At 43.8% G+C, this 20,023-nt stretch carries 15 protein-coding genes and 2 other annotated features; of the genes, 12 read left to right on the forward strand and 3 right to left on the reverse strand.

The annotated features are described in order from the left end of the window. Positions 1–11: 11 nt before the first annotated feature. From rplK to WKT01_RS08030, 11 genes are all read left to right on the forward strand, one after another. Positions 12–437 carry a 50S ribosomal protein L11 gene (gene rplK / locus WKT01_RS07980; RefSeq protein WP_059066491.1) on the forward strand — a complete coding sequence of 142 codons (426 nt, stop codon included), beginning with the start codon at positions 12–14 and terminating at the stop codon, positions 435–437. Positions 438–490: 53 nt separating this feature from the next. After that, positions 491–1,183: a 50S ribosomal protein L1 gene (gene rplA / locus WKT01_RS07985; RefSeq protein ID WP_059066492.1), complete on the forward strand. Its 693-nt coding sequence runs from the start codon at positions 491–493 to the stop codon at positions 1,181–1,183. A 99-nt stretch (positions 1,184–1,282) separates the two neighbouring features. Beyond that, positions 1,283–1,420 (forward strand) — a sequence feature (ribosomal protein L10 leader region). A gap of 58 nt (positions 1,421–1,478) precedes the next feature. Beyond that, the gene (rplJ, locus tag WKT01_RS07990) at positions 1,479–2,048 is read left to right on the forward strand and encodes a 50S ribosomal protein L10 (RefSeq protein WP_059066493.1); all 570 of its coding nucleotides are present in this window, start codon (positions 1,479–1,481) and stop codon (positions 2,046–2,048) included. A gap of 66 nt (positions 2,049–2,114) precedes the next feature. Further along, the gene (gene rplL / locus WKT01_RS07995) at positions 2,115–2,489 is read left to right on the forward strand and encodes a 50S ribosomal protein L7/L12 (RefSeq protein WP_059066494.1); all 375 of its coding nucleotides are present in this window, start codon (positions 2,115–2,117) and stop codon (positions 2,487–2,489) included. A gap of 367 nt (positions 2,490–2,856) precedes the next feature. Continuing rightward, positions 2,857–6,714 (forward strand): DNA-directed RNA polymerase subunit beta, encoded by a 3,858-nt coding sequence (gene rpoB / locus WKT01_RS08000; protein WP_059066495.1) that lies wholly within the window; start codon positions 2,857–2,859, stop codon positions 6,712–6,714. A gap of 14 nt (positions 6,715–6,728) precedes the next feature. Beyond that, positions 6,729–10,358, forward strand: coding sequence for a DNA-directed RNA polymerase subunit beta' (gene rpoC / locus WKT01_RS08005; RefSeq protein WP_059066496.1), 3,630 nt, complete (start codon positions 6,729–6,731; stop codon positions 10,356–10,358). A 255-nt stretch (positions 10,359–10,613) separates the two neighbouring features. Beyond that, positions 10,614–11,261, forward strand: coding sequence for a GntR family transcriptional regulator (locus tag WKT01_RS08010; protein WP_242866574.1), 648 nt, complete (start codon positions 10,614–10,616; stop codon positions 11,259–11,261). Positions 11,262–11,339: 78 nt separating this feature from the next. Next, entirely contained in the window at positions 11,340–12,344 is a 1,005-nt protein-coding gene (locus WKT01_RS08015) for an asparaginase (protein WP_330382126.1), read from the forward strand. A gap of 30 nt (positions 12,345–12,374) precedes the next feature. After that, positions 12,375–13,793: a purine-cytosine permease family protein gene (locus WKT01_RS08020; protein ID WP_059066498.1), complete on the forward strand. Its 1,419-nt coding sequence runs from the start codon at positions 12,375–12,377 to the stop codon at positions 13,791–13,793. A gap of 69 nt (positions 13,794–13,862) precedes the next feature. After that, entirely contained in the window at positions 13,863–14,633 is a 771-nt protein-coding gene (locus WKT01_RS08025) for a creatininase family protein (protein ID WP_059066499.1), read from the forward strand. A 251-nt stretch (positions 14,634–14,884) separates the two neighbouring features. Continuing rightward, positions 14,885–15,559, forward strand: a complete 675-nt coding sequence (locus tag WKT01_RS08030; RefSeq protein ID WP_059066500.1) for an AroM family protein — start codon at positions 14,885–14,887, stop codon at positions 15,557–15,559. A gap of 98 nt (positions 15,560–15,657) precedes the next feature. On the opposite strand, the gene WKT01_RS08035 is transcribed toward WKT01_RS08030, so the two are convergent. The 3 genes from WKT01_RS08035 to WKT01_RS08045 form a co-directional block, all read right to left on the reverse strand. Then, positions 15,658–15,801 (reverse strand): hypothetical protein, encoded by a 144-nt coding sequence (locus WKT01_RS08035; RefSeq protein ID WP_162858204.1) that lies wholly within the window; start codon positions 15,799–15,801, stop codon positions 15,658–15,660. Positions 15,802–15,922: 121 nt separating this feature from the next. Continuing rightward, positions 15,923–16,630, reverse strand: coding sequence for a response regulator (locus WKT01_RS08040; RefSeq protein ID WP_117974565.1), 708 nt, complete (start codon positions 16,628–16,630; stop codon positions 15,923–15,925). After that, on the reverse strand, positions 16,623–17,696 hold the full coding sequence (locus WKT01_RS08045) for a sensor histidine kinase (protein WP_059066501.1): 1,074 nt from the start codon (positions 17,694–17,696) through the stop codon (positions 16,623–16,625). Before WKT01_RS08045 ends, WKT01_RS08040 begins: the two co-directional genes overlap by 8 nt. A 188-nt stretch (positions 17,697–17,884) precedes the next feature. Then, positions 17,885–18,129: a binding site (T-box leader), on the forward strand. A 112-nt stretch (positions 18,130–18,241) separates the two neighbouring features. On the opposite strand from WKT01_RS08045, the gene WKT01_RS08050 reads away from it, so the two are divergent. Next, the gene (locus tag WKT01_RS08050; protein WP_059066502.1) at positions 18,242–19,939 is read left to right on the forward strand and encodes a carbon starvation CstA family protein; all 1,698 of its coding nucleotides are present in this window, start codon (positions 18,242–18,244) and stop codon (positions 19,937–19,939) included. Positions 19,940–20,023 lie beyond the last annotated feature (84 nt).

Genomic DNA, 20,023 nt, shown 5'->3' on the forward strand with positions numbered 1-20,023 from the left:
GGTAATGAACAATGGCAAAAAAAGTAGAAGGTTATATCAAGTTACAGATTCCTGCTGGAAAAGCAACTCCGGCACCACCGGTTGGTCCTGCACTTGGACAGCATGGTGTAAATATCGTGGAATTTACAAAACAGTTCAATGCCAGAACTGCTGATCAGGGAGATTTAGTTATTCCTGTTGTGATCACGGTATATAATGATAGAAGTTTCAGCTTCATCACAAAGACACCGCCGGCAGCAGTACTGATCAAAAAAGCATGTAAGCTTAAATCTGGTTCAGGCGTGCCGAACAAGACAAAAGTTGCTACGATCACAAAGGCACAGTTGCAGGAGATCGCTGAGACAAAGATGCCAGACTTAAATGCGGCAACTGTTGAGGCGGCAATGAGCATGATCGCAGGAACTTGCCGTTCCATGGGTGTAACTGTAGAAGAGTAAATGCAAAAGTGGGAGGGGTTCGTTCCCGCCAATACCACAAGGAGGTTATATAAATGAAACGAGGAAAGAAATATATTGAAGCTGCTAAACTGATCGAAAGAGGAAATCTTTACGACAAAGAAGAAGCGGTAGCATTAGTGAAAAAGGCAGCAGTAGCAAAATTTGATGAAACAATCGAAGCTCATATCAGAACAGGATGTGACGGACGTCACGCTGATCAGCAGATCCGTGGTGCAGTCGTACTTCCTCACGGAACAGGAAAGAAAGTGCGTATTCTTGTATTTGCAAAGGATGCGAAAGCAGAAGAAGCAAAAGCTGCGGGAGCAGACTTTGTAGGTGGAGATGAATTGATCCCGAAGATCCAGAATGAAGGATGGCTGGATTTTGACGTTGTTGTCGCTACACCGGATATGATGGGTGTGGTAGGACGTCTCGGACGTGTACTCGGACCAAAAGGTTTAATGCCAAATCCGAAGGCGGGTACTGTTACAATGGACGTGACAAAAGCGATCAATGATATCAAAGCTGGTAAGATTGAATACAGACTTGACAAGACAAACATTATCCATGTGCCGATCGGTAAAGCATCTTTTACCGAAGAACAATTAGCGGACAACTTCCAGACGCTTATTGATGCGATCAATAAAGCAAAACCGGCAGCGGTGAAAGGACAGTATTTAAAGAGTATCGTTCTGACATCTACAATGGGACCTAGCGTGAAGGTAAACCCACTGAAGCTGGCATAGATTTTAAAAAGAAATACAGGGGCGGCAGAGGGATGTTTTCTGCCGCTTTTAAAATTGCTAAAATGAAGAAAATGCTTGACAGTATGTAGATAACGTGCTATTTTATATTAGTAACTGCCAAAGACAGCAGGTGCCGTAAGGCATAAGTTGAAAACGCCTGCCGAGGATGAGTGAAATTCTTGTAAGGAATTTAGAGCCTTCTGTGTCTTTGTGCGCAGAGGGTTTTTATTTTTATAGTAAAACCCCTCCGGGTATAGGCAGTATACGCAAATAAAATAAGGAGGTGTACCAGAAAGTGGCAAAAGTTGAATTAAAACAACCAATCGTAGATGCAATCGCAGAAGAAATTAAAGATGCTGAGTCAGTTGTTCTTGTAAATTATCGTGGTCTTACTGTGGCACAGGACACAGAACTGCGTAAACAGCTCAGAGAAGCAGGTGTGCTTTACAAAGTATATAAGAACACAATGATGAAAAGAGCTTTCGAAGGAACTGTATGTGAAGGTCTGGAAGAACATCTGGAAGGACCAAGCGCATTGGCAGTTTCCAAAGATGACGCTACAGCACCGGCAAGAATCCTCTGCAATTTTGCTAAGACGGCAGACAAGCTGGAATTAAAAGGCGGTGTCGTAGAAGGAACAGTTTACGATACAGCGGGATTGACAGAACTTGCTAAGATTCCATCCAGAGATGAATTACTTTCCAAGTTGCTTGGAAGTATACAGTCACCGATCACAAACTTTGCTCGTGTTATTAATCAGATCGCAGAAAAAGGCGGCGCAGAGAATTGTGAAGCGGCTCCGGCTGAAGAAGAAGCACCGGCAGAAGCTCCTGTTGAAGAAGCAGCGGCACCGGCAGAAGAATAAGAGCCTGGTACAAGTAAGACAGGCAGTTGTATAAAAAATAAAAGAAATGATATGGAGGAAATAAAAATGGCTAAATTGACAACAGCTGAAATGATTGAAGCAATCAAAGAGTTATCAGTATTAGAATTAAATGAATTAGTAAAAGCTTGTGAAGAAGAATTTGGTGTATCTGCAGCAGCAGGTGTTGTAGTTGCAGCAGCAGGCGGAGAAGCAGCAGCAGCTGAAGAAAAAGATGAGTTTGATGTAGAACTTGTATCTGCTGGTTCTTCTAAGGTTAAAGTAATCAAGGCTGTTCGTGAGATCACAGGACTTGGATTAAAAGAAGCAAAAGAGCTTGTTGACGGAGCTCCTAAGGTAGTAAAAGAAGCTGTTTCTAAGGCAGAAGCTGAAGAGATCAAGGCTAAACTGGAAGGCGAAGGCGCAGAAGTAAACCTGAAATAATCGTCTCCAAAAGAGAGATTAAGACCGCAGAAGATAAAACTTACTTCTGCGGTTTTTTGCATATACAGAAGATATAAATGTGAGTGGCTGCTATCACATTTGAAATAAAATGTCAAGAGAAAAATGAAAAAACAAGAGAAGAATGTTGACAATAAAAAGTGTTTTGTGTTATAGTAAAAAATGCGCTATTATGGAAAGGTATGCCATATAGAGGCAGAAACACTGCCGCAGAGCACTTTTCCTGTAAGTTAGTCAATTTAAACTGTTAAGGAAGACTTAGCAGTTTATAAATGCTGTTGTCCGGAGAAAGAGTTTCTGTGGAAAAAACGGGCGGCAGTGCAAATAATAAATGAGGAGTGAAACGTCAATGGAGAAAAACAGAATTCGTCCCATCACAAATGGAAAAAGTTTTCGCATGAGCTATTCCAGACAAAAAGAAGTATTAGAGATGCCGAATTTGATCGAAGTCCAGAAAGATTCTTATCAGTGGTTTCTGGATGAAGGGTTAAAAGAGGTTTTTGATGATATTTCCCCAATTGCTGATTACAGCGGCCATTTAAGCCTGGAATTTGTGGATTTTACGCTCTGTGAGGATGACGTAAAGTACACGATCGAAGAGTGCAAAGAGCGTGATGCAACGTATGCGGCGCCTTTAAAGGTGAGAGTGCGGCTTTACAACAAGGAAAATGATGAGATAAACGAACACGAGATCTTTATGGGAGATTTGCCGTTGATGACAAAGACAGGTACGTTTGTGATCAATGGCGCAGAACGTGTTATCGTAAGCCAGCTTGTACGTTCACCGGGGATATATTATGGGATCGCTCATGATAAGCTTGGGAAAGAGCTGTATTCAGCGACTGTGATCCCAAACCGCGGCGCATGGCTTGAATATGAGACAGACTCCAATGACGTTTTTTATGTACGTGTAGACAGAACAAGAAAAGTCCCCATCACAGTACTCATCCGTGCTCTGGGAATCGGTACGAATGCAGAAATTCTGGAATTATTCGGGGAAGAGCCTAAGATCCTTGCCAGCTTTGGAAAAGATACGGCAGAAAACTATCAGGAGGGTCTGCTAGAGTTATATAAAAAGATCCGTCCGGGTGAGCCGCTCGCGGTGGACAGCGCGGAAAGCCTGATCACAAGTATGTTCTTTGATCCAAGAAGATATGACCTGGCAAAAGTGGGCCGTTATAAATTTAATAAAAAATTGCTGCTGAAGAACCGTGTAAATGGTTGTATCCTTGCAGAGGATGTGGTGAGTCAGATAACCGGGGAAGTAGTAGCTGAAAAGGGGACAAAGATCACCCGGGAGATCGCGGATGCGATCCAGAACTGTGCTGCTCCGTATCTTTGGGTAGAAGGGGAAGATGAGAGCCGTAATATTAAGATCTTATCCAATATGATGGTGGATCTGCAGGCTGTAGTAGACATCGATCCGAAAGAAGTTGGCGTGACAGAACAGGTATATTATCCTGTACTTGCAGGAATACTGGAGGAGTCAGCAGGAGACATCGAGGAACTGAAAAGTCTGATCCGTCGGGATATACATGATCTGATTCCGAAACATATTACAAAGGATGATATTCTTGCATCCATTAACTATAATATCCATTTGGAATACGGCATGGGAAATGACGATGATATCGACCATTTAGGAAACCGCCGTATCCGTGCGGTCGGAGAGCTGCTCCAGAATCAGTACAGAATCGGTCTGTCCAGATTAGAGAGAGTTGTCCGAGAAAGAATGACAACACAGGATCAGGATGGTATCTCTCCGCAGTCATTGATCAATATTAAGCCGGTTACTGCGGCTGTGAAAGAATTCTTTGGTTCTTCCCAGCTGTCACAGTTCATGGATCAGAACAACCCGCTCGGCGAGCTGACACATAAGAGACGTCTGTCTGCATTGGGACCGGGTGGTCTGTCCAGGGATCGTGCCGGATTCGAGGTGCGTGACGTACACTATTCCCACTATGGAAGAATGTGTCCTATCGAGACGCCGGAAGGTCCGAATATCGGCCTGATCAACTCTTTGGCTACGTACGCAAGGATCAATGAATACGGTTTCGTGGAGGCGCCATACCGCAAGATCGACAAGACAGATCCGGAGAATCCGGTCGTGACAGAAGAAGTTGTCTATATGACAGCTGATGAAGAAGATAATTACCATGTTGCACAGGCGAATACGCCATTGGATGCAGAAGGACATTTCATAAATAAGAATGTATCCGGTCGTTACCGTGAAGAGACACAAGAGTATGAGAAAAGCAAATTTGATTACATGGATGTGTCTCCGAAGATGGTATTTTCTGTGGCTACCGCATTGATTCCTTTCCTGGAAAATGACGATGCGAACCGCGCTTTGATGGGATCTAACATGCAGCGTCAGGCAGTGCCCCTTTTGACAACGGAAGCACCAGTCGTAGGGACAGGTATGGAAGTAAAAGCAGCGGTAGACTCCGGTGTATGTATTGTCGCAGAGCAGGCAGGAACAGTAGAACGTTCTACTTCTAAGGAAATCATTATACGGCATGAGGATGGAACAAAGAAAACATATAAGCTGACGAAATTTTTGAGAAGTAACCAGAGCAACTGCTACAATCAGAGACCAATCGTAGAAAAGGGCGAACAGATAGAAGCAGGACAGGTTATCGCAGATGGTCCGTCTACAGCAAACGGAGAAATGGCGCTCGGTAAGAACCCATTGATCGGCTTTATGACATGGGAAGGCTACAACTATGAGGACGCAGTTTTGCTCAGTGAGAGACTGGTGCAGGATGACGTTTATACTTCTGTGCATATTGAAGAGTATGAGGCAGAGGCAAGAGATACAAAGCTGGGACCGGAAGAGATCACAAGAGATATTCCGGGTGTAGGCGATGATGCGCTCAAAGACCTGGATGAGAGAGGAATCATACGTATAGGTGCGGAAGTGCGTGCAGGGGATATTCTGGTCGGGAAAGTAACTCCAAAGGGAGAGACAGAACTGACGGCAGAAGAACGCTTGCTGCGTGCGATCTTCGGTGAGAAGGCAAGAGAAGTCAGAGATACCTCTTTGAAAGTACCGCATGGTGAATATGGTATTGTCGTAGACGCAAAGGTATTTACAAGAGAAAATGGGGATGAACTGTCTCCGGGCGTAAATCAGGCAGTTCGCATTTATATCGCGCAGAAGAGAAAGATCTCTGTAGGAGATAAGATGGCGGGACGTCATGGAAACAAGGGTGTTGTTTCCCGTGTGCTTCCGGTAGAGGATATGCCGTTCCTTCCGAATGGACGTCCGCTTGATATTGTTCTGAATCCTCTGGGTGTGCCGTCACGTATGAATATCGGACAGGTATTGGAGATCCATCTAAGTCTTGCGGCGAAAGCACTGGGATTCAATATCTCTACACCTGTATTCGACGGTGCGAACGAGATAGATATTATGGATACACTGGATCTGGCAAATGATTATGTCAATCTGGAATGGGAAGAATTTGAGAAGAAACATGGAGAAGAGCTGCTTCCGGAAGTATTGCAGTATCTTTCTGACAATAGAGAGCACAGAAAATTATGGAAGGGTGTTCCGTTGTCCAGAGATGGAAAAGTACGCCTGCGCGACGGACGTACCGGAGAGTTCTTTGACAGTCCGGTTACGATCGGACACATGCATTATCTGAAACTGCATCATCTGGTTGATGATAAGATCCACGCACGTTCGACAGGTCCTTACTCACTGGTAACACAGCAGCCTCTGGGCGGAAAGGCTCAGTTCGGCGGACAGCGGTTCGGAGAGATGGAAGTATGGGCGCTGGAAGCATATGGAGCATCCTATACACTGCAAGAGATCTTGACTGTGAAGTCTGATGATGTGGTTGGCCGTGTCAAGACTTACGAAGCCATCATTAAGGGAGAGAATATTCCGGAACCAGGTGTTCCAGAGTCTTTCAAAGTATTGTTAAAAGAGCTGCAGTCACTTGCTTTGGATGTACGTGTGCTGCGTGATGATAATACAGAAGTAGAAATTATGGAAACTGTAGATTATGGTGAGACAGATCTGCGTCATATCATTGAAGGCGATAAAAAGTATCGCGATGAAAATGAGTCATTTGGCGCACATGGATTCACCGAACAGGAATTTGTCGGAGAAGAACTCGAAGATGTAGAACCGGAAGAAGAACCGGATGAGGAAGAACTGAATCTGGAATTTGACGAATACCTGGATGACGAAGAATAGGAGGAGCCGATCATATGCCAAACAGTAATGAACAACAGTATCAACCATTAACTTTTGATGCAATCAAAATCGGGCTGGCTTCACCGGAAAAAATCATGGAATGGTCAAGAGGCGAGGTTACAAAACCGGAAACGATCAATTACAGGACCTTAAAACCAGAAAAAGACGGGCTTTTCTGTGAACGTATTTTCGGACCAAGCAAAGACTGGGAATGCCATTGTGGAAAATATAAAAAGATCCGCTACAAAGGGGTTGTGTGTGACCGCTGCGGCGTTGAGGTCACTAAGGCAAGTGTACGCCGTGAACGTATGGGGCATATCGCCCTTGCGGCTCCGGTCTCACATATTTGGTATTTTAAAGGAATTCCAAGCCGCATGGGACTGATCTTAGATATATCGCCAAGGACACTGGAGAGAGTACTGTATTTTGCGTCTTATATCGTATTGGATAAGGGGGAGACAGATCTGCAGTACAAACAGATCTTATCCGAGGCAGAATATCAGGAACAGAAAGAAAAATGGGGATACGGCTCCTTCCGTGTAGGAATGGGCGCAGAGGCGATAAAAGAACTTCTGGAATCCATTGATCTGGAAAAAGAATATAAAGAACTGCAGGCAGGACTGGAAAATGCAACGGGACAAAAGCGTGCAAGAATCGTAAAACGACTCGAAGTAGTAGAGGCTTTCCGCGAATCCGGCAATAAACCGGAATGGATGATCCTCACTGCGATCCCGGTCATCCCACCGGATCTGCGTCCTATGGTACAGTTGGACGGAGGACGTTTTGCAACCTCTGATTTAAATGATCTGTACAGAAGGATCATCAACCGGAACAACCGACTGAAAAGATTGTTAGAGTTGGGAGCGCCGGATATTATCGTAAGAAACGAAAAGCGTATGCTGCAGGAAGCGGTAGATGCGCTGATCGATAACGGACGCCGTGGCCGTCCGGTAACAGGACCTGGAAACAGAGCTTTGAAGTCTCTGTCTGATATGCTGAAAGGGAAATCCGGACGTTTCCGTCAGAATCTGCTCGGAAAACGTGTTGACTATTCCGGACGTTCGGTTATCGTCGTAGGACCGGAACTGAAGATCTATCAGTGCGGTCTGCCTAAAGAAATGGCAATTGAGCTGTTTAAACCATTTGTTATGAAAGAACTAGTAGCAAATGGAACAGCACACAATATTAAAAATGCAAAAAAAATGGTAGAGAGACTTCAGCCGGAGGTATGGGATGTTCTGGAAGAAGTGATCAAAGAGCATCCGGTTATGTTAAACCGTGCCCCCACACTGCACAGACTTGGTATTCAGGCATTTGAACCGATCCTGGTAGAGGGTAAGGCGATCAAGCTGCATCCGCTGGTATGTACTGCGTACAATGCCGATTTTGACGGAGACCAGATGGCCGTACACGTACCGCTGTCCGTGGAAGCACAGGCAGAGTGCCGTTTCCTGCTTCTCTCACCGAACAACCTGCTGAAACCATCGGATGGTGGTCCGGTGGCGGTGCCTTCACAGGATATGGTACTTGGTATTTATTATCTGACACAGGAAAGACCAGGCGCTAAAGGGGAAGGCATGTTCTTCAAGAGCGTCAGCGAAGCAATCCTTGCATACGAGAATGGATATATTACTTTGCACTCCAAGATTAAAGTACGTGTTTCTAAGGAGATGCCGGATGGAACGCTGAAGTCTGGTACGATCGATGCGACTTTGGGACGGCTTTTATTCAATGAGATCATTCCGCAGGATCTGGGATTTGTAGACAGAGAAGTTGAAGGCAACGAATTGTTGCTTGAAGTAGACTTCCACGTAGGAAAGAAGCAGTTAAAGCAGATCCTGGAGAAAGTTATCAATACCCATGGAGCTACACAGACGGCAGAAGTGCTGGATGATGTAAAAGCGATCGGATATAAGTTTTCTACGAGAGCGGCCATGACGGTATCTATCTCTGATATGACTGTACCTCCGCAGAAACCGCAGATGATCGAAGAAGCGCAGAATACGGTAGACAGGATCACGAAGAATTACAAACGTGGTCTGATCACCGAGGAAGAACGCTATAAAGAAGTTGTAGAAACATGGAAAGCAACGGATGATAAGCTGACAGAAGCATTGCTTTCTGGTTTGGATAAATATAATAATATCTTTATGATGGCAGACTCCGGAGCCCGTGGTTCTGATAAGCAGATTAAACAGCTTGCAGGTATGCGTGGTCTGATGGCAGATACGACAGGACGTACGATCGAGCTGCCGATCAAGTCCAATTTCCGTGAAGGTCTGGACGTACTGGAATATTTCATGTCTGCGCATGGTGCTCGTAAAGGTCTGTCTGATACGGCGCTGCGTACAGCCGATTCCGGTTACCTGACAAGACGTCTTGTGGATGTTTCTCAGGAACTGATCATACATGACAGCGATTGTGTAGAACCGGGCAAAGAAATTCCAGGTATGTATGTAAAAGCTTTCATGGATGGCAATGAAGAGATCGAAAGTCTCCAGGAACGTATTACCGGACGTTTCTCCTGTGAGGATATTAAAGATAAAGAGGGAAATGTACTTGTAAAAGCAAATCATATGATCACACCAAGACGTGCTGAGAGAGTTATGAAAAAAGGTGTGGACGAGAATGGTGAGCCGCTCCAGAAAGTAAAGATCCGTACGATCCTTACCTGTAAGTGTAAAGACGGCGTATGCTCTAAGTGTTACGGTGCTAACATGGCGACAGGAGAGGCGGTACAGGTAGGAGAAGCAGTTGGTATCATTGCTGCGCAGTCTATCGGTGAGCCGGGTACACAGCTTACTATGCGTACTTTCCACACGGGTGGTGTTGCCGGTGATGATATCACACAGGGTCTTCCTCGTGTCGAAGAACTTTTCGAGGCGAGAAAGCCAAAGGGTCTTGCAATCATTACAGAATTTGCAGGAAAGGCAACGATCAGCGATACAAAGAAACGGCGTGAGATCATCGTGAATAATGATGAGACAGGCGAATCCAAGGCATATCTGATCCCTTATGGCTCCAGGATTAAGATTCAGGATGGAGCAGAGTTAGAGGCCGGAGACGAATTGACAGAAGGTAGTGTCAATCCGCATGATATTCTGAAGATCAAAGGCCTGCGTGCAGTGCAGGATTACATGATCCAGGAAGTACAGCGTGTATACCGTCTGCAGGGAGTTGAAATCAATGACAAGCACATTGAGGTCATCGTGCGCCAGATGCTGAAAAAAGTGCGTGTAGAAGAAAAAGGCGACAGTGATTTCCTTCCAGGCATGATGGAAGATGTCTTGGAGTTTAACGAGGTAAATGAACGTCTGGAGGCCGAAGGCAAAGAGCCTGCTACAGGAGAGCAGATCATGCTCGGTATCACAAAGGCATCTCTTGCCACGGATTCCTTCCTTTCAGCAGCTTCTTTCCAGGAGACGACAAAAGTCCTGACAGAAGCGGCAATCAAAGGAAAAGTTGACCATCTGGTAGGCTTAAAGGAAAATGTCATCATTGGTAAGCACATTCCTGCCGGAACAGGTATGAAGAAATACCGTGACGTCAAACTCAGTACAGAGTTAGAGCAGGAAGAGGACATCAGTTTCGAGGAAGAAGTGGAGTTAGAAGAGGAATTGATGCCTGCAGAAGAGACAGAATAAAGAGAATTTCATAAAAGAAATAAGTATTTTATAAGAACCGTTGTCAAGGGTGAAAATTCTAAAAAATCTAAGACAACGGTTTTTTATGTCTATATTTTCGGGGATACTTGTAAATAGAAAAAAATAATTGTATATAATACACAAAAAGTATTGACAATAAAAGATGTATTGAGTAATATAGAATAAAAATACATTAGTGATATATCACTGATGTATAAATAGGATTTTATAAATATATCATAAGGGAGGGAAGAAATGGCAAAGAGACAGTCTATGACCGAGCGAGTTCTCCAGGAGCTGAGGAATGATATTATCAATTGGAACTATGAAGAAAATGATATGATCACAGAGGCAGAAATATCGGAGAAATTTGGTGTTAGTAAGACACCATCCAGAGAAGCTCTGAATTATCTATGCATGGAAGGATTTCTTGAGAAAATTCCAAATAAAGGGTATCTGGTGAAGGGAATATCTGTCACTGAGCTGCAAAGCCTTTTTCAGTTTAGAGGTGTACTGGAAAAAGCCTCTGCCGAGATGGCGATTCAATATGCTACAGATGAGGAACTGAAATTTTTGAAAGACTATACGAAAGAACAGATCGCGAAAATTGAAGGAAGCACATATCAGGAATATAGTGAGATGAATATGCAGTTTCATATGTCTGTTGCATATTTATCGAGAAATCCGTATTTGATGTCATCTCTTGAAAGCATATTGAATAAACTAAGGCGTGTACTGGTGAAAGACTGGAAAAGTTCAAAAGCTAAAAGCCTTATGGAGGAGCATTTAAAGCTGATCGATGCTCTATGCGCAAGGGATGTGGAGAAGGCGAAACAATATGTGGAAAGAGAGATGGGAGGTGTAGAATATAGACTATATTTTAGAGAAGGAAAGAATTTTTAAATATGTTTCCGTGGAGTAAATGTTGGGCTGTTTCCAAAATCTTCGCTGCATATCAAAACAAGAAGAGGGGAGGAATGCATGATGAAAAAGGTACTGCTGCTTACGACAGGCGGGACAATTGCAGCGCGAAACGGAGAACAAGGGCTAGTTCCGGATATAAAATGCCAGGATATTTTAGAAATGCTGCCGGAAATAAAAGGCTGCTTTGAAGTAGACAGCCAGGATATCCTGAATCTAGACAGTTCAAATGTACAGCCTGAGGAATGGCAGTATATCGCAGAAATTGTTACAGAGAATCTGGCTCTATATGATGGGATTATTATTACACATGGGACAGATACGATGGCATATACAGCTTCTGCGCTCAGCTATATGCTCCAGAATCTGGATAAGCCGGTTATCTTGACCGGAGCACAGATTCCGATCGAGAAAATGTTTACCGATGCAAAGCGAAACCTACAGGCCGCATTTGCTGCGGTGAATACGGACATAAAAGGAGTAGCGATTGCATTTGATGATAAAATTATAAACGGATGTAGGGCAGTAAAGGTTAGAACATTGGGATTTAATGCTTTTGAAAGTATTTCTGCGCCATACGTGGGAGAAGTATATGCGGACGGTATGCATGTGTATAGAAAAGATATGCATCCAGCGAAAGAGCAGAAGCCATTCTGTCTGAAAAAGGAACTTTGTACAGATGTATTTCTGTTAAAACTGATACCCGGAACGAATCCGGAAATATTTGACCGGCTGCTGGATATGAAATATCGAGGCATTGTAATTGAAGCTTTCGGAGCCGGAGGCACACATTTTGAAAGAAGAAACTTAATTCCTAAGCTGCATAAACTTGTAGAAAATGGAATCAGTATCGTGGCATGCAGCCAATGTCTGTACGAAAAAAGCGATTTTTCTATGTATGAAGTGGGACAAAAGCTTTTGGAGTGCGGCGTCATACCGGGAAGAGATATGACGACAGAGGCGATCGTTACAAAGCTGATGTGGGCATTAGGGCAGACAAAAGATCCGCAGAAGATCAGAGAAATATTCGACACAGATTATGCGGGTGAAGTAACATTAGGGTAAAAAGGGACAAAGACTAGAAGGAGGGAATTTATGCAGGAACAAGAAAAGAAAGTGAATGTTGAGGAAGTAGTAGACACAGAGTATATGCTGGAACCAGTTCCCATGGATAAGAGAAGGTCCACGTACAGTCAGATCATGGTATGGGTCGGTTTTGGTTATTGTGCAACAGGATTGTTTGTCGGAGGTACACTTGCAGGATACGGGGGAGCGCCAGGCTTAAATCCTATGGATGCACTCCTGGCAATTATATTGGGAGAAGGCTCCTTGTTGATCATGACAGCGCTTCTCGGAATTGCAGCCCATAAAACCGGATTAAATCTGTCTTTGATATCCAAATATTCATATGGGAGTAAGGGCTTCATTATTCCCATGGCTGTAATGGCACTTTTGACGTTAGGATGGTTCTCCAGTATTGTAGGAATGATTGCTGATATATGGGGTGGATTTATAGGAAATCCAAGTGGTATTACAGTATTTAGTCCTGCAGATTGGGGGTATCAAGGAGTACCGGATATTACATTGGAAGTATTGATCGCTGTAATATTCTGGGGTGTTGTGTTTACGATCAGTGCGATCCGAGGGATCAGTGCTATAGAAAAAATCGCGAAGGTAGTATGCCCGCTTATCCTTCTGGTCGCGATCATTGCCGGAATCGGCATGATCAATGAAGGCGGCGGAGTCAGCAGTTTTATAAATAAGGCAAGCGAACTGGACGGCTTGGGACTGGGAACCGGAATCACAGCGGTCGTAGGTAGCTGGGTAGCAGGAGCAGTAATGGGAGTAGATATGTTCCGCTTCAACAAAAGTGTGAAAGCAGTCTGGTGGTGCGCGGCAGCATGCTTTGTATTTACGAATCCGCTTTTGAATATTGTGGGATATATCGGAAGTGTAAGCGCCGGACAATATAACTATGTTGCGTGGATGATGGGCTTTAGTGTAATTCTTGCACTTGTTGCCGTATTTACATGGACCACGTCTCTGTGGACGACAGACAACAGTGAACTATACTGCAACTCTTTGTATACAGGACCAATCCTGGATGCGGTAGGTGTGAAGGTAAACAGAAAGATCTTGGTTGCTGTCTGTGGTATTTTGGGAACGATTCTTGGAGCGATCGGTTTCTATCAGATTTTCTTTGCCAACTTTATCAATACTTTAGGAGCAATGGCTCCTCCGCTATGCGCGCCGATCCTTGCAGATTATTATCTGATCGGGAAAAAGAAATATGATGCGAAACTGCTGCATAAACAGCCAAAATGGCGTTGGGCAGGTGTGATCTCTTTTGTAATAGGCGCAGGATTGGGGTATTATTTCCAGTATGTGACACCTCTTCCGTATAACTTACCGTCAGGACTGTTTGCGCTGATTGTTTCTGTTATCATCTATTTTGTCATCTACAGATTCATGCCAGATAAAAAGGCAGACCAGGAATTGGTAAAAGAAGTATAAAAAATGACGGGACGCATGACGTTAACATATTTGCCGAAAAAGTAAAATCATATAAAGGAGGATATAGACATGAAAAAAGTATTTTTAAATGAGATGAGCGCGCGTGAGGTAAAGGCAATGTTAGAGCACGCAGAGGATGTGACGGCGATCACCTGCTTTGGTTCCTGTGAGAGCCATGGCTGGCACTGCTGTCTGGGACCGGATTATTTTGTCCCTACAGAAGTGGCGAAAAGAGTAGCTGAAAAGCTGGATAATGTAGTGGTCGTTCCGGCAGTTCCGTTTGGTACTTCCATCCATTATAATCAGTATCCGATGTCCGTTACACTGCGGTATGATACAGAGATCGCTATTGCAGAAGATATATTTGAAAGCTTGATACATAACGGGATCAAACATATCTATATTTTAAATGGCCATGATGGAAATATCCCAGCATTGGAAATCGCGGCACATAATGTAAAGGATCGTCATAAAGATGCCAAATTCCTGTATATGCCTGCATGGTGGAATAAGGTGGGACCGATCATGGGAGACAGGTTTGAAGTGTGGAATGGACTTGGACATGGTGGAGAAGGCGAGACATCTATCATGATGGCAGTACGTCCGGAATTAGTAAATCTGGAATATGCGGAGAGTCAGGTTCCGGAGAAGGTAATCGATGTGAATAAGACGACAGATATTATCTGGGACATCAAGGAAATTACAAAAACAGGCGCTACGGGAGATCCGACAAAGGCTTCTATTGAAAAAGGTAATCAGATGCTGGATATTTTAGTCGGGTTAGTGGCAGACGCGATCGAAGAGATGAATCGTACAGGCTGGACGTACAATACAAAATAAAATAGAAAGATTCTGTTTTGTACTGGAAAAATATCTGGGAACCGGGGGAGAAATACTTCCGGTTTCCGGATGTTTTTTATTTTACAGAAATTTTATGCAAAATGCACAAAAAATAAGGCATATTTTTTAAATATAAATGCATATCTAATAGATGAAAGTTGTGATAGAATAGGGGCAGAGAGTTCGAAATCTGTAAAAGGGATTAAATCTGCGGATATAGCAGATAAAAAATAGAAGGAGGGTAAAAAATTATGAAAATAGGAGGAGTCACGATCGGACAGTCGCCAAGGGTGGATGTAACACCGGATATTCTGCCAATATTTGGGGAAGATGTAGAACTGCTTGAGGCAGGAGCGCTGGATGGACTTACGCGGGAAGAAATCGAGCAGATGAAGCCGAAAGAGGATGATTATGTACTTGTTTCCAGATTAAATGACGGTTCCTATGCGAAATTTGGAGAAAGCTTTATCTTGGAGCGCCTGCAGGGATGTATCGAAAAGCTGGAGGCAGAAGGCGTGGAATTGATCATGTTTTTCTGCGGAGGTACATTTCCGGATGTCTTTAAGGCGCATGTACCGTTGATCTATCCGTCAGGACTGTTAAATGGAGTGGCAAAGGGATTAAGTCCACGCTCCAAGATCATCCTGATAACTCCCGATAAAGAACAGATCCAGCAGGCATATGATCAGTGGGGCAGTGTGGTCAAGACACTGCATCCCGTAGCAGCCAATCCATATGGGGATATACAGGAAGTGATCGATGCGGCTAACGCGGTCAAAGATATTGATGCCGACTTGGTTGTGATGGACTGCATCGGATATACTGAAAGATCAAAGAAACTGGTGAAAGAGATTACGGGGAAACCAGTTATCATGTGCAGAACGCTGCTGGCAAGAGTGGTATGTGAGATGCTGGACATCAGTTAGAGGAGATAAAAAGAAGCATAAAAATACAAAATGGCGCGGGTCAGAAGGAAGGGACCTGCGCCATTATATTGAAGGATAAAATTATTAAGGTGAAATTTTTAATCCGTCAGGGCATAACCATAACGAATTTTCCGGTAAACTTTCTGGATGATCATAACAGGAAGACTAATAAGAATAAACAGGGATGAAAATACTCCCACAGAGCCTCCGATGATCATAAGTAACAATAAACCGATATTCATATGATGTACACTCCTTTGACGTTTAAAATTTCTAAACGTTATTATAAAGGGCGCCTATCTATATGAAAAGAAAAAAGAGGAGTTCTTAGCAGTATTTTAACATAAAAAGGCAGGGGAGATATTATTCTTCCTCATCTTCTGCCATCCTGTATCCTACGCCTACTTCTGTGAATATATATTTTGGCTGTGCAGGATCTGATTCGATCTTACGGCGGATATTTGCCATATTTACACGCAGGATCTTATTGTCATCGTCAGCAAAAGGTCCCCATACATTAGACAGGATAGATGCATATGTGATGACCTTGCCGGAATTTTGTGCCAGATAAGAGACGATTTTATATTCAATAGGAGTTAAGTGTACTTCTTTGCCGTCTATGGTGATCAGCCGACGGGCAAAATCGAGTCTCATTCCCTTATGGGAGTATGGACGGATGTACAGAGGATTATCTGTGTTCATGCGGTTACTGTGGCGGAGTGAGGCGCGGATACGCGCCAATAATTCAGAAGTGCCAAAGGGTTTTGTGATATAGTCGTCCGCACCCTGGTCGAGAGCAGCGACTTTTTCACGTTCTGCATTTCTGGCAGAAATGACGATAATAGGAGTACTGGTCCAGGTACGTACTTCTTGGATGATCGTATTTCCACTTATATCAGGAAGTCCTAGATCCAACAGAATTATATCGGGACACTGCGAACGGATGAGGTCCAGCCCGTCACGACCGGTATCAGCGCAGAAAACGCGATAGTCATGGCGTTTTAATATTTTCCCCATGAAAGTCTGGATATTCTTTTCGTCTTCTATGATCAAGATTGAAAATTTATGCAGCATTATTTTCCTCCTTTTCTTTGGGCAGAGTAAATGAAAATTCTGCGCCATGTCCATGGTTTGCGGCGGCAATATGACCATCATGTGCCTGCACGATCGTTTTGCAGATCGAGAGTCCGATTCCGATGCCCTTATGTCCGTCGGAGGCATCAGAGGAATACTGGCCTTCAAAAATAAAAGGCAGCTGTGCTTCATCCAGTCCGATCCCATAGTCGCGGATAGTAAAAGTAACAGAGTCTGGATTTTCTATGATGATCAGATCAGACGGTTCTTTACTTTTGGAATGTATATAAGAATTTTCCAGAAGGTTGATCAAAACTTGTTCGATCAGTGTGGCGTCTAAGGGGAGCATGAGAAAATCATTTGGCATTGTTACTGTGACTTTCATATCAGGATGGCGCTTCTGGAGCCGTACGATTGCCTCAGATACGACTTCTTCTACTACTTCCAGAGATTTTTTGACTTTTCCAGTGTTGCCTGAGATACGAGTGACGGTCAGCAGATTTTCTACCATGTTTAAGAGCCACTCCGAATCTTCTTTTATATTCGAAACGAGTTCTGTGCGTTCTGCTTCCGAAAGATCTGTGTAATTCTCCAAATAAGAGGAAGAAGAACCGATGATACTGGTGAGCGGCGTGCGCAGATCGTGAGACACGGCTCGCAGCAGATTGGCCCGCAGTTTTTCTTTATCGGCTTCCATCAGCTTTCGTTCCCGCTCAGCAATCAAATGTTTTTGACGTTTCATAGAAGAAGTGATGGCGCTGGTGATCAAAGAAATTGCCAGCATGCCGATAAAAGTGACCGGATATCCGTCCAGCGTGAAATTGATTTTAAAATACGGGTATGAGAAAAAGTAATTGACAGCGACGACTCCGAATAAAGCGGCTGTGATCCCATAGAAATAGCCGTCTGTATACAGAGAGATCAAAATCAGCGCCAATATATAAAACAATGCGATATTGGCTGAATTTTTATGACCAAAGTGGAAAAAAAGAAAGGCAAATGCGGTTGCTGCACCAAGCAAAAGAAAAGTCACTGCCAGATTTTTTACGAACTGCTTTTTCATAAGTATCCATACTCCTGATTTGTTCTTTTGTTCCTATTATAGGAAAAAGTGCATAGATTTACAATACTTATCCGGAGGTTCTGCGAGCGCGTTAAGACCTGAATGAGAAGATATAAATATTTTATTAAATTTCACTAAAAAAAATATTGACTTTTTCAATGTAAAGTGATAAAACATAATAGAACACGAAAAATGCAGTGAATGGGACAGGCAGTGCAGATGTTTTCAGTACAGAGAGCCGCTGGCGGGTGGAAAGCGGTGTGAAGAGTCTGTGATGCATCACCCGGGAGCATCCCTCTGAACGTAATTGCAGTAAGAAGGGACGGTTTCTCGCCGTTAAAGGAGACGCTGTTTTGGATGACAGCAGGTGAGCGGCTATAAAAGTAATTATGGCAAACAGAGTGGTACCGCGGAGTAAAATTTCGTCTCTGTAATTTCCTGTCAGGAGATTACAGAGTTTTTTTATTATATAGGCTTCCTATGCAATAAAAAACGGGGACCCTGCATTGACTGTGTGAAATACAAGGAAGAAAGAAGGAAGAAAAATGAGTGGAATACTTATGATGATCATTGCCCTTGTTGTGCTCATTGGAGCATATCTGATCTATGGGCGATATCTTCAGAACAAATGGGGGATTGACCCAAATGCCAAGACACCGGCATATGAGATGGAGGATGGGGTAGACTATGTACCGGCAGATACTAATGTTGTATTTGGACATCAGTTTGCGTCGATCGCGGGTGCAGGCCCGATCAATGGACCTATCCAGGCAGCAATCTTTGGATGGCTCCCGGTACTGTTATGGATCTTGATCGGAGGCGTATTCTTTGGTGCTGTCCAGGATTTTGCGGCTATGTATGCTTCTGTCAAGAATAAAGGACGTACGATCGGTTACATTATTGAAGAATATATTGGAAAAACAGGAAAGAAATTATTCTTGTTATTCTGCTGGCTGTTCTGTATCTTGGTTGTTGCCGCATTTGCAGATGTCGTGGCAGGCACGTTCAACGGATTTTCAGTGGATCCGGAGACAGGAAATGTATTGGGCAATATCACAGCGAATGGCGCTGTCGCAATGACATCTATGATCTTTATCGTAGAAGCAGTTGCGCTCGGTATGCTGCTGAAATACGGTAAATTGAATAAATGGGTAAACACAGCGATCGCGATCGCTCTGCTCGTAGGGGCAGTTGCCCTGGGATTAAATTTCCCGATTTATATCAGCCAGAGTACATGGCATATCATCATTTTTATTTACATACTGATCGCATCTGTTGTGCCAGTATGGGCGCTGCTTCAGCCGCGTGATTATCTGAACAGTTATCTGCTGATCTTTATGATTTTGGCCGCAATCGTGGGTGTATTTGTAGCAAATCCGAAATGTAATCTAGCTGCATTTACAAGCTTTAACGTAGACGGACAATATTTGTTCCCGATCCTTTTTGTAACGATCGCCTGCGGAGCGGTATCCGGTTTCCATTCACTGGTATCTTCCGGTACTGCTTCTAAACAGATCAAGAACGAGAAGAATATGCTGCCGGTATCCTTTGGCGCTATGCTGATGGAGAGTATGCTTGCTGTGATCGCTCTGATCGCAGTCGCATCCTTTGCGTCTGGCGAGGCGGCAGCACAGGGCTTGACGACACAGCCGCAGATTTTTGCAGGGGCGATCGCCAACTTCTTGACAGCTATAGGACTGCCATATGAGTTGGTGTTTACATTGATCAACCTGGCAGTTTCCGCTTTTGCGCTGACATCTTTGGATTCTGTTGCACGTGTGGGTAGACTCTCTTTCCAGGAGTTCTGGCTGGATGATGATGTAGACGAAAATAATATGAGTCCATTTTTAAAGTTGATGACAAACAAATATTTTGCGACTGTTATCACACTTGTTCTGGCATATCTGCTCGCCAAGGTAGGATACCAGAATATATGGCCGCTGTTTGGTTCCGCGAACCAGTTGTTGTCTGTGCTGGCTCTGGTAGCATGTGCCGTATTCTTAAAGAAAACAAAACGGCAGGGCGTTATGCTCTGGCTTCCTATGCTGTTCATGATGGCAGTTACATTTACGGCACTTGGTATGACGATCTATAAACTGGGCGGACTGCTTATCGCAGGACAGTTAGACTTCGGCAATACACTGCAGCTTATCTTTGCTGTACTGCTTCTGATCCTTGGTGTGATCGTTGCTCTGCAGGGCATTAAAAGACTGACTGAAAAGAAGAACGAAGCGACAGCTTAATTTTCTATACCGTGTTTTGTGCATACTGTGCAAAACACGGTATATGTTTATTGTCCAGAAGTGACGAAAATCAGCAAAAAATGT

This window comes from Mediterraneibacter sp. ICN-202921, assembly GCF_037890075.1.
GTDB lineage: Bacteria > Bacillota > Clostridia > Lachnospirales > Lachnospiraceae > Mediterraneibacter > Mediterraneibacter massiliensis.

Excerpts from the sequence above, each read along its gene's own strand:
- WKT01_RS08015 (WP_330382126.1), top strand. The coding sequence starts at position 11,340 with ATGATGAAAAAGGTACTGCTGCTTACGACAGGCGGGACAATTGCAGCG.
- WKT01_RS08035 (WP_162858204.1), bottom strand. The coding sequence starts at position 15,801 with ATGAATATCGGTTTATTGTTACTTATGATCATCGGAGGCTCTGTGGGA.
- WKT01_RS08010 (WP_242866574.1), top strand. The coding sequence starts at position 10,614 with ATGGCAAAGAGACAGTCTATGACCGAGCGAGTTCTCCAGGAGCTGAGG.
- WKT01_RS08050 (WP_059066502.1), top strand. The coding sequence starts at position 18,242 with ATGAGTGGAATACTTATGATGATCATTGCCCTTGTTGTGCTCATTGGA.
- rplK (WP_059066491.1), top strand. The coding sequence starts at position 12 with ATGGCAAAAAAAGTAGAAGGTTATATCAAGTTACAGATTCCTGCTGGA.
- rplA (WP_059066492.1), top strand. The coding sequence starts at position 491 with ATGAAACGAGGAAAGAAATATATTGAAGCTGCTAAACTGATCGAAAGA.
- WKT01_RS08025 (WP_059066499.1), top strand. The coding sequence starts at position 13,863 with ATGAAAAAAGTATTTTTAAATGAGATGAGCGCGCGTGAGGTAAAGGCA.
- rplL (WP_059066494.1), top strand. The coding sequence starts at position 2,115 with ATGGCTAAATTGACAACAGCTGAAATGATTGAAGCAATCAAAGAGTTA.
- WKT01_RS08030 (WP_059066500.1), top strand. The coding sequence starts at position 14,885 with ATGAAAATAGGAGGAGTCACGATCGGACAGTCGCCAAGGGTGGATGTA.
- rpoC (WP_059066496.1), top strand. The coding sequence starts at position 6,729 with ATGCCAAACAGTAATGAACAACAGTATCAACCATTAACTTTTGATGCA.
- rpoB (WP_059066495.1), top strand. The coding sequence starts at position 2,857 with ATGGAGAAAAACAGAATTCGTCCCATCACAAATGGAAAAAGTTTTCGC.
- WKT01_RS08045 (WP_059066501.1), bottom strand. The coding sequence starts at position 17,696 with ATGAAAAAGCAGTTCGTAAAAAATCTGGCAGTGACTTTTCTTTTGCTT.
- WKT01_RS08020 (WP_059066498.1), top strand. The coding sequence starts at position 12,375 with ATGCAGGAACAAGAAAAGAAAGTGAATGTTGAGGAAGTAGTAGACACA.